We start from the raw sequence: 15514 nt of genomic DNA, 5'->3' as shown, positions 1-15514 counted from the left end.
TACGGCGGGGCTTTTGGCGTTTTGGGCGAATCATCCGTTCGTTTGACTGAATGATTCGCTCATGCTTTTCTGAGCCTCATGTTGTACGGCACGCCCGCGCTGGAAGCCGCCGACAAGGCGGTGCTCGCGGAGATCGAGGACATGCGGCGGGACCTGAAGTACCGGCTGGCCGAGACGCATCGCTGGGACGGGCAACTGCGCAGGCAGTTGCGGGCGCGGGCGATCCAGGGATCCAACTCGATCGAGGGTTACCGGGCCAGCGTGGAGGACATCGAGTCGATCATGGCGGGGGAGGAGCCGCTGGAGACGTCGGTGCCGGTGGCGCGGGAGATCGCGGGATATCAGCAGGCGCTGACCTATATCCAGGTGCTTTCGCGGGTGCCGGTGTTCCGGTTCGACGTGGGGCTGCTCCACGGGCTCAACTTCATGGTCATCGGTCACCATCGCGACAAGTCGCCAGGCGCGATCAGGCCCGGCGGCATCTACATCCGCGACTCCGACTCGGGTGCCGTGGTCTATGAGGGACCCGACGCCGACCTGGTGCCGGGCCTCCTGGACGAGCTGGTCGGGTGGCTCAACGAGGGCGATCGAGACTGCCCGAGCTATGTCCGGGCGGCGATGGCCCACTTCAACCTGGTCAAGATCCACCCTTGGCGCGACGGCAACGGCCGGATGTCGCGCGCGCTCCAGACGCTCGTCCTGGGCAGGGAGCAGATCATGCTGCCCGAGTTCTCCTCCATCGAGGAGTGGCTCGGCCAGCAGCGCACCACCATCGAGTATTACGACGTGCTCGGCCTGGTGGGCGGCCGGCAGTGGGGCCCGCACGGGGACACCCTGCCGTGGGTGCGCTTCTGCCTGAAAGCCCATCACATGCAGGCGCAGCGGGTGAGTCAGCGGCTCGCCGAGGCCGGAGACATCTGGATGCTGCTGGAGGAGCAGGTCGACGCCGACGGCCTCAACAACCGGAGCGTCTCCGCCCTCTACGAGGTGTTCGTGAACAGGCGCCTGCGCAGGAGTCGCTACCAGGCCGACGAAGGACTCAGCCAGGGCCAGGCCGCCCGCGACCTGCGCGACCTCGCGGCCAAGGGGTGGCTCCAGCCGTACGGCGAGACCAAGGGCCGCTTCTACGCCCCGGGCCCGCGCATGGCCAGGATCAAGGCCGACTTCGCCGAACGCGTGACCCCGCTGCGCGACCCCTGCCGGTAGGAGGTAGGCGGTCTGACGGCTCTCCTTCGGCGTTGGGGGTTCTTGTGGCGGGGCGCGGCGTGGGTCAAGGGATGGTGACGAGGACGGTGCCGGTCTTTCCCGGGCGGACCGCGTGCTCAACGGCCTGTGCGATCTCGTCGATGCCGTACTGGGCTGCCACATCGAATGCCTCAGCTGCCCCATGGGCGATGAGCTGGGTCATACCCTCGCCACTTCCACACCTGTGGCATCGAACCGCTTTACCCGTCGCATGCAGGCCGAGGTGATTGGTGGCGCATTCCCGCCCTTGAACGTCCGGATGCGGGAGCTGTCGATCATCGCCTGACGCTGCTCATGGTGCGTCCGTCGTGAGGTTCCAGATCAAGCTGGCCTAATCAGATCTACCGGGTCGCCGTAGGGCTGACCCCAGCTACGCGTGCAGTTGGTCCAGCAAGTCGGCTGCCACGGCCAGGATCCGGCACTCCGCAGGGGTGAGCCGCTGGGCCATCGCCTGGGCCAGCCACAGGTCCGTGGTGCCGGCCTGTTCGGTGAGCATCGCGGTGCCTCGTTCGGTGAGGACGATGTGGTGCCGGCGGCGGTCGTCTTCGTCGCGTGAGCGGCGGATCAGGCCCTGCTCGTCCAGTGCGGCGAGGGCGCGGGTGACGGACTGCGGCTGCAGGTGTTCGGCCGTGGCCAGCTCTCCTGCGGTCATGGGGCCGCGTCGGTGCAGGTGACCGAGAAGGGAGAGGGCCAGGGCGCCGGGGCCGTGTGCGGGGCGCTCCTCGCGCAGGCGCCGCGCCAGGCCGACGGCCGCCCGGCGGAGCGATACGGCCGTGGCTCGTAGTTCCTCGTCGTCCATGATTATTACGGTAGCACTTACTAAATGTCTGTATATCCAGGTAGTTAGCGGAAAATTTACTACGCAATGCGTAGGAAGGTGGTAGGGTCCGGCGTCGGGAGGTGCCGATGTGGGGATCGAGACGCGACGTATGATCGCCGCCGGGCTGGGGCTCGGCGGGCCGGTCGCCTGGGGTGTCGCCTCCGGGCACCCGGCCCTCGGCACGCTGGCCGCGCTCGGTGCCCTCGCCGTCAGCGGCGTCTCCACGGGCGCTGGGCCCACCGGTGCCGGGTCAGTGGGCGCCGTACCCGTTGGTGGCGTCCCCGCGGGCACCACATCCGCCGACAGCGTCTCCAGGGCCGCCGCACCCGTCGATGGCGTGGTCGCAAAGGTCGCGTCCTTGGCGGAAGGGTTAGGGCGAGGTGGTTGCGCGGTCGCGGCCACGACCGTGGCGGGGCTCGTCGGTGCTGCCGTCGGCGGGCAGGGCTGGATCACGGCGGTCACCGTCGTGCTCGTCGCGGCCGTGGCGGCGGTGGTGGGCGGGTTCAGCCGTCCGATGGCCGAGCACACCACGCGCTTCATCGTCTTCATGGTCATCTCGACCGGCCTGGCCAAGCACGCCGCTCCCGTCGCCGCGGCCGTACTGTTCGCCGAAGGGGCGATCTGGGGCCTACTGGTCACCGCGCTGTGCACCCACACAAAGCTGTGCGCCCACACAAAACAGTCACGCACGAAACGACCGCGGCCCGTCGCCGTTCCGCCGGCGAGCCCCGCACCCACCAAGAGAGCGCTTCTGCGCCGCTGGTGGCGGACGCTCGGGACCGTGCGAGGCTGGCAGTACCCCATCCGCCTGATCACCTGCCTGGCCGCCGCCGAGATCATCGGCCTGGTGTGGCGGCAGCCGACCGCCTCCTGGATCGCCGTCACCGTCGTGATCGTCGTCAGACGGCAACTGGACGGCGCGCTGCGGCGGGCGATCGAGCGGGCCGCGGGTACCGGCGCCGGAGTGCTGGTGGGGTCCGCCGTACTGTTGTGGGTGCCGGCGCCATGGCTGTTCGTGCTGCTCGTCGCCGGGCTGGCCGCGGTCAGGCCGGTGCTCAAGGATCGCGACTACACCTTGTACGCGACCGTCATGACGCCGCTCGTCCTGCTGCTCATGGAGGGCGGTGGACGCGTGGCCCCCGCCACGATCGGGTACCGGCTGGCCGACACGGCCATCGGGTGCGTACTGGCCCTGGGCTTGGGATACCTGCCCTGGGCAGTACGCAGAGAGAGGAGCACACGTGCCATCGTGGACTGACCATGCGATCTGGTGGCAGGTCTACCCGCTCGGCTTCACCGGGGCACCGGCCACCGCCCAACCGGAGGTGCGGCACCGGCTGCGCCACCTGGAGGCGTGGCTGGACTACGTCGTGGAGCTGGGCTGTTCGGGGCTCCAGCTCGGTCCGATCTTCGCCTCCGAGACCCACGGCTACGACACCGTCGATCACTTCAGGATCGACCCCCGCCTCGGTGACGACGCCGACTTCGACTCTCTCGTCGCCGAGGCGCGGCGACGCGGGCTGCGGATCATCCTCGACGGCGTGTTCAACCACGTCGGCCGGTCGTTCCAGGCGGACGAGCGATGGTTCAGGAGAGGAACCGAGGGCTACGAGGTGTTCGAGGGGCATCATGGGCTCGTCGCGCTCGACCACGCCGAACCCGCCGTGCGGCACCACGTCGCCGCCGTACTGAACCACTGGCTCGACCGTGGCGCTGCGGGCTGGCGGCTCGACGCTGCCTATGCCGTACCGGCGTCGTTCTGGCGGGAGGTCCTGCCCGAGGTGCGTGCGCGGCACCCGGAGGCGTGGTTCGGCGGTGAGGTGATCCACGGCGACTACGCCACATATGTCGCCGAGTCGGGGCTCGACTCCGTCACCCAGTACGAGCTGTGGAAGGCCATCTGGAGCTCGCTCAACGACCGCAACCTCTTCGAACTCGCCTGGGCCCTCGACCGCCACGACGGGCTGCTGGACACCTTCGTCCCCCTCACGTTCGTCGGGAACCACGACGTCACCAGGATCGCCACCCGGCTTGAGGACCCTCGGCACCTCGGCCACGCCCTGGCCGTGCTGTTCACCGTCGGCGGCCTGCCGAGCGTCTATTACGGGGACGAGCAGGCGTTCCGGGGAGTGAAGGAGGAGCGGGCGGGCGGTGACGACGCGATCAGGCCGGCGTTCCCCGCGGAGCCAGGCGGCCTCGCCCCGGACGGGACCGACGTCTACCGGCTGCACCAGCGGCTCATCGGCCTGCGCCGGCGTCACCCGTGGCTGGTCAGAGCCCACACCACCGCCGAACACCTGACCAACACGGCCGTGGCGCTCCGCTCCCGGCCCCGCGACGGTGGCGGGACGGAGATCGTCACCCTGCTGAACCTCGGCGACGAGCCGCACCGGTTCCCGATCGGCCAGGTCGACGTGGCCGAGCCGCAGCGTGGCGTGACCGACCCGGCCGTCGTTCCGGCGCACGGCTGGAGCATCGTGATCCAAGTCACCGAGGAGGTAGGGAATAGCGGGAAGTCAGGTAGACGTTAGCAATGGCGTGAACGAGGCATACGCGACAGACCAGAGCGCCGGTAGCGGCGCCAGGTGTTGCTGTATGGGGCGAATGTTCGCCATGGACTGTCAGAACCGATAGCCAGACGTCCCCACCTCGAAGGTCACCCATGATTTCTCCCAGTTTTGTGCTGCGCAGGTTGAGCCACCTGCCCTTCCACCCCGGCACGCGTTAGACCGCCCGCCCGCGGGCCCTCCGACGATGACGATGTCGATTCCAGCGGCGTACTGCCGCTCTTAGTGGTGGGGATTTTTGGTGATACAGGCGTCCGGCCTGCGCAAGGTGTATGGGAACACCGTCGCCCTCGACGGCGTCGACCTGCACGTACGCGAAGGCGAGATCTACGGCGTGCTCGGCCAGAGCGGCGCCGGCAAGAGCACGCTCCTGCGCTGCGTCAACCTGCTCGAACGCCCCACCGCGGGCACCGTCACCGTCGCCGGGCAGGACCTCACCGCGCTGCGCAGCGGCGACCTCAACCGGGCCAGGCAGCGCATCGGCATGATCCACCAGCACTTCGCGCTGCTCTCCTCGCGCACGGTCGCCGGGAACGTCGCCTTCCCGCTGGAGGTCATGGGCGTGCCCAGGGCCGAACGGGAACGCCGCGTCACCGAACTCCTCGACCTGGTCGGCCTCGGCGGCCGGGGCGCCGACCGCCCGAACCAGCTCTCGGGCGGCCAGAAGCAGCGCGTCGGCATCGCCAGGGCGCTGGCGGGCAACCCGTCGGTACTGCTGTCGGACGAGGCCACCTCCGCGCTCGACCCGGCCACCACGCAGTCGATCCTGTCCCTGCTCAAGCGGCTCAACACCGAGCTCGGCCTGACGATCCTGCTGATCACCCACGAGATGAACGTCGTCAAGAGCATCTGCGACTCGGTCGCCATCATGTCAGACGGCCGCGTCGAGGAGTCGGGCACGATCGCCGGCCTCATCAGGACGCCGGGATCGCGACTGACCCGCGAGATCTTCCCCCTGCCCGAGCCGGCGCCCACGGGCTCGATCACGCTCACCTTCACGGGCGACCCGCATCAGCCGGTGGTGTCGGAGGTGGTGCGCAAGTTCGACGTGGACGTGAGCATCCTGGGCGGCTCGATCGAGAACCTCGCCGGGGGAGCGGTCGGCCGCCTGCGGGTGTCCTTGTCGGGCGATGAGGAGGCCGCCGCGCTGGCCTTCCTTCGCGCGCGGGGGGTGGTGCTCTGATGCGAAAAGCCTTTTTTGCTGTACGGCACAGCACGGTGGGCCCCACCCACCGTCCGTGGCCGGGCCCTGTCCAGGGGCACGCTCCTCCGGTGGACCTGGCTGAGCGCCGTGACGTGCGTCTTCTTGGCCCCGATCCGTGGCTTTGGCCGACCACCGTGACTTCCGCGCCGGTCTCCACCGTCCGACGTCCCGCCGTCTCGGCGCGGCGGGCGACGCCCGGCCGGCTGTCCGGGACACCGGGTCGGCGTTCAGGGCGCAGACCGTTCGGGACGCCGGGTCGGTGTTCGGGGCGGAATCGGCAGACCGTCCGGGACGCCGGGTCGGTGTTCGGGGCGGAATCGGCAGACCGCCCGCGACACCGGGTCGGAGTTCAGGGCGGGAATCGCCAGACCGTTCGGGGGAGGAACAGCTATGACCTGGGATGAGATGGGGCCGCTGCTCTGGGAGGCGGCCGGACAGACGGCGCAGATGGTCGGCTGGTCGACCCTGTTCACCGTGCTGTTCGGTCTGCCGCTCGGCGTGGCGCTCGTCGTGTTCGATCGCGGTGGGCTGCGGCCGTTGCCGGCGGTGAAGTCGGTGCTGGGTGTCGTGGTGAACGTGGGGCGGTCCCTGCCGTTCATCGTGCTGATGATCGCCATCATCCCCTTCACCCGGCTGGTCGTGGGCACCACCATCGGCACCGCGGCCGTGGTCGTGCCGCTCACCGTGGGGGCGGTGCCGTTCTTCGCCAGGCTGGTGGAGACGGCGTTGCGCGAGGTCGGAGCCGACGTGGTGCAGGCGGCGCAGGCCATGGGCGCGGGCCGTACGACCATCGTGCGGAAGGTGCTGCTGCCCGAGGCGCTGCCCGGCCTCGTCGCCGCGGTGACCGTCACCGTGGTCGCGCTCATCGGTTACTCGGCCATGGCCGGGACCATCGGCGGGGGCGGGCTGGGGGACCTCGCGGTCAGGTACGGGTACCAGCGGTTCGAGACGCTGCTCATGATCGTCACCGTCGTGCTGCTCATCGTGCTGGTGCAGCTGATCCAGAGCTTGGGCGACCTGGTCGCCCGCCGCTTGTCACATAGATAAGGAAAAATCATGAAATTTCGGAACATTGTGGGCGCTGCTGCCCTGGCCCTGTTGCTCGCCGCATGCGGAACGTCGCAGGGCGCTACCGGCAAGACCGCCGAGTCCGCCGACACCGTGCTGAAGGTGGGCGCCAGCCCGGTGCCGCACGCCGAGATCCTGAACTTCGTCAAGCAGAACCTGGCCCCGGCGGCCGGGCTGAAGCTGGAGGTCGTGGAGTTCACGGACTACGTGCAGCCGAACGTACAGCTCAGTGAAGGCCAGCTGGACGCGAACTTCTTCCAGCACAAGCCCTACCTGGACGACTTCAACGCCTCCAAGGGCACCAAGCTGAGCTTCGTCACCCCGGTGCACCTGGAGCCGCTGGGGCTGTACTCGAAGAAGGCGACCACGCTCGCCGCCCTGCCGCAGGGCGCCACCGTCGCCGTGCCCAACGACGCCACGAACCTGGGCCGCTCGCTCAAGCTGCTCGCCGACAACGGCCTGGTCAAGCTCAAGGACGGCGCCGGCACCGCGGCGACCGAGCGTGACGTGACCGACAACCCGAAGAAGCTGGTGTTCAAGCCGCTGGAGGCCGCGCAGCTGCCCCGCTCGCTCGACGACGTCGACGCCGCGGTGATCAACGGCAACTACGCCATCGAGGCCGGGCTCAAGCCCGCTTCGCAAGCCCTGGCGCTGGAGAAGTCCGAGGGGAACCCGTACGTCAATGGGCTGGTCGTGGCTGCCGGGCACGAGAAGGACGCGAACATCGTGACCTTGGGCAAGCTCCTTCAGGACCCGAAGGTCAAGGAATTCATCAAGCAGAAGTACGCCGGTTCCGTGATCCCTGCCGGAGAATAAGCTGACAAATCCGGAAGATCGGGAAAGTCCTCTTATCTCGCCACCTGTGGTGTTAAGTGGGTTGAAAGCGGGCGGCAATCGGTCAGACGTACCAAGACTGGGTCAGCAATACCTCTCCCGAGGAGGACCCAGTGCGATTCGTCTCACGAATCATGATCGGCGTCGCGGCCACCACTATGGTGGCCATCGGCGCACCGGCATCGGCCAATGCCACAACGGCGACACCCGTCACTCCAGTCACCACCACCTCGTCGCACTTCTACGACGCGGACTGGGGACCCTACTTCTCCAGCGATCACAAGGCCAAGGCAGAGGGCCACGTGACCGTGGACAAGAAGCGGTTCAAGTTCTGGTACTGGAAGACGTTCTTCGTCAAGGAGAAAGTGTGCTCCTTCGACAAGAAGAGCCACAAGAAGCACTGCGAGTTCGTCGTCAAGAAGATCAAGAAGCACGTGTGGGAGTGGCGATTCAACTACTTCTACACCGTCGACAGCACCCTCACCACCTACAAGTGGTGGGGCCGCGACAAGTGCGCGTGGGAGACCTTCAAGGTCGTCGACAACGACGGGCACGCGACCTTCAACTCCTTCTCCAACTGCCGCAAGCACCCCGCCGACTACTCGTTCTCGGGTAAGAACGCGGCTCACATCTACGTGGATGTGAGCAGAGGCAACAGGCACGAACCGACCGGCTTCCACTCCGGTTGGCAGGACGTGTATCACGCCGCCGCCTGAGCGGACCGCGAAGCCGCGATCTCGACGATGAGATCGCGGCTTCGCCGTACTTTTCGATCATCATTCCCTGGCGCCGCGCGCGCTTCGCCGAATACTGTTCGGTCATGCATCCGGGAGCCATCGCAGCCGTCACGCCAGACAAGCCCGCTGTGATCATGGCGGGCTCCGGCCGGGTCGTCACCTACCGTCAGCTGGACGAGGAGTCGAACCGGTTGGCTCACCTGTTCCGCGCCGCCGGGTTGGGGCCGGGTGACCACGTCGCCTTCATGCTCGCCAACCATCCGCTCTACCTGGCCATCGCCTGGGCGGCGAACCGCGCGGGCCTCTACTACACGGCGATCAGCTCGCGGCTGGGGACCGACGAGCTCGCGTACATCGTGAACAACTGCGGCGCCCGGGTCTTCCTCTCGGACGCGAGCCTGGCGGAGGTCGCCACCTCGATCACCGCCGCGACGCCCGGCGTCGAGCTCCGCCTCATGCTGGACGGCACCGCCGCGGGCTTCGAGTCGTACGAGGAGGCGGTGGCCGGACAGCCGCCCACGCCGATCGACGACGAGTGCCAGGGCTCCGACATGCTCTACTCCTCCGGCACCACCGGCCGGCCCAAGGGCGTCAAGCCCGCCCTGCCGCGCACGCCGCTGACGGAGCCGAACCTGCTGCTCAAGCTCGTCGAAGCCCTGTTCGCGCCGACGCCCGACAGCGTCTACCTGTCGCCCGCGCCGCTTTATCACGCGGCGCCGCTGCGCTACTGCATGACCTTCCAGCGGCTCGGCGCGACGATCGTGGTGATGGAACGCTTCGACCCCGAACGCTATCTGGAACTGATCGAGAAGTACGGGGTGACGCATTCGCAGCTCGTCCCGACCATGTTCATCAAGATGCTCAAACTGCCCGACGAGATCCGGAAAAAGTACGACCTGTCGTCCCTGCAGTGCGCCATCCACGCCGCCGCCCCCTGCCCGGTGCCCGTCAAGGAGCAGATGATCGCCTGGTGGGGCCCGATCATCCACGAGTACTACGCGGGCACCGAGGGCAACGGCTTCCTCTACACCGGCTCACAGGACTGGCTGGCGCACCCGGGCACGGTCGGCCGCTCACTGCTCGGCACCGTGCACATCTGCGACGAGGACGGCAACGCGTTGCCGCCGGGCGAGCACGGCACGATCTTCTTCGAGAGCCCCGCCCGCTTCGAATACCACGGCGACCCCGACAAGACCCGCTCCGTCCAGGACCCTCAGGGGAGGGGTTGGACCACGCTCGGCGACATCGGCTACCTGGACGCCGAGGGCTTCCTCTACCTGACGGACCGCCGCTCGTACATGATCATCTCAGGCGGTGTGAACATCTACCCGCAGGAGTCGGAGAACGTCCTGTGCCTGCACCCGAAGGTCGCTGACGTGGCCGTCTTCGGGATCCCGGACGAGGAGATGGGCGAGCAGGTCAAGGCCGTGGTGCAGCCGGTGTCGATGGCCGAGGCGGGGCCGGCGCTGGAGGCGGAGCTGATCGAGTACTGCCGGGCGCGGCTGGCCCACTACAAGTGCCCGAAGTCGGTGGACTTCCGCGCGGAGCTCCCGCGCCATCCCACGGGCAAGCTGTATAAGCGGTTGCTGAAGGACGAGTACTGGCCTGCCAGAACGTAGTCACCCCATTCACCTTGGAGCCCCATGATGAACCTCGGCCCTATCGAGCTGCTCATAATTCTGGCCGTGATCCTGGTCATCGCGGCAATTGTTTTCCTCGTGATGGCCGTCAACCGCCGCAAGTAGCGTCGGCCATCGCGTCGAGTTCCGCGTATCGGGTCTGGCAATCGCGATAGAGCGGAAGCAGTCCCTGTTCCGCGGCTTCCCGAAGGGAAGGAGCGGTCCTGTCCATCTCGGACAGAATGAACTCGTGCTCCCGCGGCCAGGGCACGTTCAAGTCGCGGTCCAGCGGGTTGATGGAGACGGTCGCGCTCGGCGCGTAGAGACTTGAGCAGAGATACCAGACCGTCACCTCCTTGGTCAGCGCGAGGAATCCGGCGGCGAGACCCTCCGCGACATAAAGGGCCCTCCTGCTTTCAGCGGTCAACTCGACCGCGACGTGCTCGCCGAATGTGGGCGAGCCGATCCTGGTGTCGAGTACGACGCAGAGCATGGCCCCGTGCGCGCAGTTGAAGTAGCGGGCCTGGCCCGGCAGCTGCACCACATGGAGGCCGCGTATGGTGCCGCGATGGGAGGCCGAGCAGTTGACCTGGGCCACCCAGAGCGGATGGCCCACCGCTTTCTGGAACGTCGGCTGGCTGAATGGTTCGAGGAAGATCCCCCGTGTGTCGGGATAGATTTTCTGCTCGATCAAAAAGGAGCCTTCTATGTCGAGCTCTTCGATGTGCATGCCCGCGAACCTTTCTCGTAGACATATTCTCCGGTGATAATCCAAGGCTTTCAGCGAGGCATAAAAGCGACAACCCCTAAAACCACCCCTATTGCCCCTATCGGCCAAATTATGACGTGTTTCAAGTGGTGAAATGAGGAATTCAGCGCAGCCATTCAGGCGCGCGCGAAAACCACCTCACACGGATTCTTATGCTCTTCTCAGAGCCGCGCGAAGGCGCGTGAAAGCCGCGTCAGGTGCGACAATTCATCCTTCATGGCCGGCAATCCAGGGCTGAGCACCGGTTCGCCGGACGTGACGTCACGGGTGACCGCGGGTTTCCGGTCCGCCGCGGAAGGAGGAGAAATGTTCGGCCACGCCGCGTGTCTCTTCGTGGCCGCGAACGCATGGAGGGCTTGGGCCACGGTCTGGGCGTGCAGGGCCGGGCTCATGCCGTCATGAAACGGTTTTCCGGCATAGGACTCGAGGACGAGCAGACAGTCACGGATCTCGATGACGTAGCGATAGAGCTGATACCCCACGGAGTCGCCGACCCTGGGCGGTTCTCGTCTGAGTTCCGGCATGGCCGCGGTCAGCGTCGTCCACAAGGGGCGAAGACGATGCAGCGCCCGCCTTTGGGCCGCGGACCGCAGCGGCGTGGCGAGCCTCGGCCCCCAGACGCCGATGGTGGGACCGGCCAGGATCAGCGTGGTGCAGCCGAGCCCGAGATACGTCACAGCGTGGGTGGACGCGCCCGGAGGCGTCGGCAGAGAGAAATAGCTGGTCAGCGCGGTGGCGCCCAGGTAACTCACATAGACGAGCCCGCCGGCGTCACCTGCCGCGACAAGCCGCAGCCCCAGCCGTAGATATGGCTGATGCGTGTATCTCACGTATCGCCAGGTTCGGCGCAGCGTGTCGAAAAGACCGGCCGCGATATAGGCGAGGAAGGCCAGGTAGGCCCCAATGATGAGCAGGTTCTCGCCGTGCACGACGAGAAAACCCGCGCCTGCGTCGTCCGGAACTCCGGAGCCCAGCAGCAGGGCTCCCATCACGGTGATGTCCCCCGCGGCCCATGCCATCTTCGCGCGAGCGCCCGCCGACCGGACGTCCGCCGGTGACGTCAGGTAGGTCACCACGATCCAGAACGCGCACATGGAGGCGATGGAGAAGCTGAACACCAGCCATCGCCCGAGCCCGTTGACATGGGTGATGGCGTCGAGCCTCGGCTGGATATTATGAAACTGCACCAGCACGCTGAGGCTGAGCGTGACGATATGGGCCGAATAGGCGAGATCCACGGGCGATCGACGTCTCCGGACGAGTCGCACGGCGGCAAGTGCGGCGATCGTCCATATGATCGAAGCCTCCCTCCAATACATCACATCGTCCACGTCAAAATCCCCTTCCGGACCCCCACGCCTGTTCGAGATTCCGCACTATCTCGGCTATTTCCGGGGGTGGTTTCGCGGCTGGGACGGTGTATCTGCCCGAGCCCAGAACCCGCGGCGCCAAGATGAGGTCGGCGAAATCCTCCGCCGCGTCCTCGGCGGGATCGGCGTAACCGGTCCTGAACAGCACGCGCCGGATCATGTCCGCGTTGAGATCGGGCAGCAGCATGCGCTGGAGCTCTTCGCTCCGCCATCCGCTGTCCTGATGGCCGAGCACGAGGTGGCCGAGCTCGTGCAGCAGGATGTGGCACTCATGCAGAGGCGACGAGCTGCGCACGTAACACAGATAGTCGGCGCCGCCGGTCTTGATATAGAGGCCGCACGGAGCATCGCGGCGTGCCGAGATGGGGATCATATGGATGGGGCGGCCTCGTCGCCCTTCAAGTCGTTCAATGAAGAGCTCGAGGTCGAAGGGGTCGGGTATGACTCCCTCGGCTTCCAGCTCCTCGATCAACACCTCATGCGGTGTCCGCTGCTCCCTCTTCACAGCATGCCGTCCGGTACCCTCGCTCGGTGCGGATGTCGTTGCTCATGGCACGCAGGGGGTTCGCGGAATCCCCCCGCCGTTCGCTCCTTTTCCTCCTACTTTTCGCGGTGACGTTGCTCAAGCCGGGCCGTTCTCTCGATCAGCTCAGCCACCATGTCGCGCGCCTCCGGAGAGAGCTCGAAGAAAGCGCGTAGCTGAGCGCCCTTCATGCCCGTGTCACGCAGCAGTGCGAGTAGCTCGACCTGATCGCCGATCTGCTTCGAGGCCTCGTCGTCGAAGAAATAAGCCGGCGACACCTGAAAGAAGGCGGCGAGCGCCTCGATGAGGCGCTTGGTCGGGTTGGTGGCGCGCCCGGTGCTCAGCTTCCACAACGAGGTGTGGGAGACCTGTTCGCCGGTGAGCTCTTCGATGCCGGCCGCCGCCTCCGCGTAGGAGTAGGGTCCCCGGCCCGCTGGATAGACCGTCCGGAACAGAAAGTCGATCTTGTCGGCCAGGGATGGCGAGGACGGCTCGCCCTGCGACTGCCCAGTCAACTGATCAGACATGTTCTCATCCGTCATCACTCACCACTTAGGTTCATCAACTATGTTCTCAGATCTTCCCGATCTATGGAACCTAGTTGACGGGGGTATGTGCATCTGCGACTCTCCGAGAGTACTCCCTAAAGTTTACAGACAACAGAAGCTCATCACTTTTAGGCAGTCTGATGCATGAAGGGATCCCTCCATGACCGGCCATCACCAAGAGACCATCGGGCAGCTCTACGACCGGACCACAGAGCTGATCGAGCACATCATGGGGGGAAGCCTGCACAACGGCTACTGGGACGACCCCTTGGGTGAAGCTTCGCTGGAAGCGGCCTCGGAACGCATGACCGAGCTGATGATCGACAAGCTGGACACGAGCAAGGGCCAACGGATACTCGACATCGGATGCGGCACGGGCAGACCGGCGCTGGCCCTGGCCCGGTCGGCCGGCGTGGATGTCGTCGGCGTGACGATCAGCGAGAAGGAAGTGGAACTGGCCTCTCGCCGGACGAAGGACGAAGGGCTGGCGGATCGGGTGACGTTCCAGGTGGCCGACGCGCTGGAACTACCTTTCGAGCCGAACTCGTTCGACGGCGCATGGCTCTTCGAGTCACTGCTGCACATGCCGGACCAGGCACGCGTGCTCCGCCAGGTGCACTCCGTACTGCGGCCCGGCGGGCTGCTGGTCATCGCCAACCTGGTCGAGCGCGCCCCCCTCAGCGACGAGCGGCGCGTCAAACTGGAGGCTTCCTACGACCAGTCTCACATCCACTCGATCATGCCGCTGCGGAATTACCCCGGCTTCATCACGGCAAGCGGACTCGTGCTGAGAGAGATCACTGACATCTCCCCGCACACGATGGCTCCGACACTGGGTCGGATCGTCGACAGAATCGCCGGGATCCGCGACCTTTTCGGGGAGTTCGACGGCGCCGTCGAGCCGCCTCCGTTCGTGACCCAGCTCATCGAAACGCCGGAAGTGGGGTACGCGATCATCGTGGCCGCAAAGCCCGAGTGAGAACGCCTTCGACGATCATCACAATGCTCCCGGTGCCACAGATCTCCAGGACTCCACAGTCGCTTCGGCAATGGTCTCGACACGCTGTCCGTATGCCAGATGCCCGTCAGACACGAAACTGCCGTCCCTGACCGGGAGACCGCAGAACGTAGCGCGGAAGTACCCGGGCGGTCCGCCCTGGGGGAGTGGTGCGTATGCCGCCAATGGCTCCATGCCGTGGTTCGACCGCGCCCCGTGTTTGTTCCGCGCTACCTGACGGGCTCCCACGCGAAGCAGCGCGTCAAGGCCCTGATCCACGTAAAGCTGCAGCTGGCGGAACTGAGCATCGAGATACTTCTCATGAGCTCTGGAAGGATGCTGCAGGAGATATGCACAGACCACCAGTGCGTGCCACCTGTACATCCGAGGATCGGTCTGCTCTTCGGAGAGGATGGCGTGGTAGTAGTCCACGCATGTGCCCAACGGGCCGGCGACCGCGCCGCACTCGCACTGACCCACGACAGGGCTGTCCACCATGATCCGCACGATAGGTGGCCAGGAGCAGCGTTGTCGACGGGATTTCGCCGCTACTCCTCGCTCCGGGCGAGCCCACGCCCGAACGCCCGGTCGACGGCGATGCGGGTGAGCCAGCCGAGGCCCGCGGTGAAAAGTGGCGGCCACACGATCGGTCCGAGGCTGTAGCCGACCAGCAGCACCAACGGGATCCACACGCGGTGCACCACTTGGTGGAGCGGCCCAGGCGGGCGGACTCCGGCCAGCCGCGCCAGATCGGGCAGGGCGAAGAACGCCAGCGTGGCGGCCGTGGTCGGCAGGCCGTACTTGGCGCTCTCGAAAACCGCGAACGCGGCCAGGAACAAGGCGAGCGCCCCCCAGGCGATCTTCCGCAGCCGGTCGCCGACTTTCGGGACGTGCTGCGGCGCATCGTCATGCGTGCGTTCGGTGGTCACTGCGACAGCCTAGAGCAGGGATCGCCAGGGGGACGGGAGTGGTCGACGCGAACAGATGAGCCGGCCCATCAGGTCAGCCGAGATCGATGAGCCTCGCGAGGTCTCTGCGAAACGCCGAGCCTTCGAGGCTGGGATGACCCGTCCTCTTGTCGCCCAAGATCTGCTGGGCGTGCTCGAAACAGAAGGCGTACCCTCGCATGATCGTGTATGCCTCGGTGGCTCGCTTCTGCCCCAGGCAGACGTAGCAGTAGAGGGTCATGTTTCGACGGTAGCCAACCTCGGTG

General features: G+C 66.5%; 18 protein-coding genes. 10 read left to right on the top strand and 8 right to left on the bottom strand.

The annotated features are described in order from the left end of the window. Positions 1–78: 78 nt before the first annotated feature. Both ACGFNP_RS07060 and ACGFNP_RS07055 read left to right on the top strand, forming a co-directional pair. A complete protein-coding gene (locus ACGFNP_RS07060; protein WP_393315758.1) occupies positions 79–1206 on the top strand; it encodes a Fic family protein in 1128 nt (375 codons plus the stop codon). A gap of 112 nt (positions 1207–1318) precedes the next feature. Next, on the top strand, positions 1319–1531 hold the full coding sequence (locus ACGFNP_RS07055; RefSeq protein ID WP_393315755.1) for a hypothetical protein: 213 nt from the start codon (positions 1319–1321) through the stop codon (positions 1529–1531). Positions 1532–1615: 84 nt separating this feature from the next. Here the strand turns inward: ACGFNP_RS07055 and ACGFNP_RS07050 are convergent, their stop codons facing one another. Next, positions 1616–2044 carry a MarR family winged helix-turn-helix transcriptional regulator gene (locus ACGFNP_RS07050; RefSeq protein ID WP_393315752.1) on the bottom strand — a complete coding sequence of 143 codons (429 nt, stop codon included), beginning with the start codon at positions 2042–2044 and terminating at the stop codon, positions 1616–1618. Between the two features lie 109 nt (positions 2045–2153). Here ACGFNP_RS07050 and ACGFNP_RS07045 point away from each other — a divergent pair, with 109 nt between their 5' ends. The 7 genes from ACGFNP_RS07045 (at position 2154) to ACGFNP_RS07015 (ending at position 10094) form a co-directional block, all read left to right on the top strand. After that, positions 2154–3323, top strand: coding sequence for an FUSC family protein (locus ACGFNP_RS07045; protein WP_393315749.1), 1170 nt, complete (start codon positions 2154–2156; stop codon positions 3321–3323). Beyond that, positions 3307–4596, top strand: coding sequence for an alpha-amylase family glycosyl hydrolase (locus tag ACGFNP_RS07040; RefSeq protein ID WP_358326406.1), 1290 nt, complete (start codon positions 3307–3309; stop codon positions 4594–4596). Before ACGFNP_RS07045 ends, ACGFNP_RS07040 begins: the two co-directional genes overlap by 17 nt. Positions 4597–4873: 277 nt before the next feature. Further along, positions 4874–5815: a methionine ABC transporter ATP-binding protein gene (locus tag ACGFNP_RS07035; protein ID WP_393315745.1), complete on the top strand. Its 942-nt coding sequence runs from the start codon at positions 4874–4876 to the stop codon at positions 5813–5815. Positions 5816–6226: 411 nt separating this feature from the next. After that, complete coding sequence (locus ACGFNP_RS07030) at positions 6227–6883, top strand: methionine ABC transporter permease (RefSeq protein ID WP_219534282.1); 657 nt, start codon at positions 6227–6229, stop codon at positions 6881–6883. A 9-nt stretch (positions 6884–6892) separates the two neighbouring features. Next, positions 6893–7720: a MetQ/NlpA family ABC transporter substrate-binding protein gene (locus ACGFNP_RS07025; protein ID WP_393315741.1), complete on the top strand. Its 828-nt coding sequence runs from the start codon at positions 6893–6895 to the stop codon at positions 7718–7720. Between the two features lie 131 nt (positions 7721–7851). Beyond that, entirely contained in the window at positions 7852–8454 is a 603-nt protein-coding gene (locus ACGFNP_RS07020; protein ID WP_393315738.1) for a hypothetical protein, read from the top strand. Between the two features lie 104 nt (positions 8455–8558). Next, positions 8559–10094 carry an AMP-binding protein gene (locus ACGFNP_RS07015; RefSeq protein WP_393315735.1) on the top strand — a complete coding sequence of 512 codons (1536 nt, stop codon included), beginning with the start codon at positions 8559–8561 and terminating at the stop codon, positions 10092–10094. Between the two features lie 109 nt (positions 10095–10203). On the opposite strand, the gene ACGFNP_RS07010 is transcribed toward ACGFNP_RS07015, so the two are convergent. The 4 genes from ACGFNP_RS07010 to ACGFNP_RS06995 all read right to left on the bottom strand — a co-directional run bounded on the left by ACGFNP_RS07010 (position 10204) and on the right by ACGFNP_RS06995 (position 13298). Continuing rightward, positions 10204–10824, bottom strand: coding sequence for a dTDP-4-dehydrorhamnose 3,5-epimerase family protein (locus ACGFNP_RS07010; RefSeq protein WP_358326421.1), 621 nt, complete (start codon positions 10822–10824; stop codon positions 10204–10206). Between the two features lie 200 nt (positions 10825–11024). After that, on the bottom strand, positions 11025–12194 hold the full coding sequence (locus ACGFNP_RS07005) for an MAB_1171c family putative transporter (RefSeq protein WP_393315732.1): 1170 nt from the start codon (positions 12192–12194) through the stop codon (positions 11025–11027). Position 12195: 1 nt separating this feature from the next. Next, entirely contained in the window at positions 12196–12705 is a 510-nt protein-coding gene (locus ACGFNP_RS07000; protein WP_393315729.1) for a hypothetical protein, read from the bottom strand. Between the two features lie 128 nt (positions 12706–12833). Further along, positions 12834–13298 carry an XRE family transcriptional regulator gene (locus ACGFNP_RS06995; protein WP_358326430.1) on the bottom strand — a complete coding sequence of 155 codons (465 nt, stop codon included), beginning with the start codon at positions 13296–13298 and terminating at the stop codon, positions 12834–12836. A 166-nt stretch (positions 13299–13464) separates the two neighbouring features. Here ACGFNP_RS06995 and ACGFNP_RS06990 point away from each other — a divergent pair, with 166 nt between their 5' ends. After that, positions 13465–14283, top strand: a complete 819-nt coding sequence (locus tag ACGFNP_RS06990; protein ID WP_393315727.1) for an SAM-dependent methyltransferase — start codon at positions 13465–13467, stop codon at positions 14281–14283. A gap of 18 nt (positions 14284–14301) precedes the next feature. On the opposite strand, the gene ACGFNP_RS06985 is transcribed toward ACGFNP_RS06990, so the two are convergent. The 3 genes from ACGFNP_RS06985 to ACGFNP_RS06975 all read right to left on the bottom strand — a co-directional run bounded on the left by ACGFNP_RS06985 (position 14302) and on the right by ACGFNP_RS06975 (position 15489). Then, entirely contained in the window at positions 14302–14799 is a 498-nt protein-coding gene (locus tag ACGFNP_RS06985) for a DUF5946 family protein (RefSeq protein WP_393315724.1), read from the bottom strand. A 50-nt stretch (positions 14800–14849) separates the two neighbouring features. Next, a complete protein-coding gene (locus tag ACGFNP_RS06980; RefSeq protein ID WP_393315721.1) occupies positions 14850–15230 on the bottom strand; it encodes a hypothetical protein in 381 nt (126 codons plus the stop codon). Between the two features lie 73 nt (positions 15231–15303). After that, complete coding sequence (locus tag ACGFNP_RS06975; protein ID WP_358326441.1) at positions 15304–15489, bottom strand: hypothetical protein; 186 nt, start codon at positions 15487–15489, stop codon at positions 15304–15306. Between the last annotated feature and the right edge of the window lie 25 nt (positions 15490–15514).

Source organism: Nonomuraea sp. NPDC049269, from assembly GCF_043197155.1.
Lineage (GTDB): Bacteria > Actinomycetota > Actinomycetes > Streptosporangiales > Streptosporangiaceae > Nonomuraea.
Note: the sequence above shows the minus strand (reverse complement) of the source record. Positions and strands in the feature narration are given on the sequence as shown.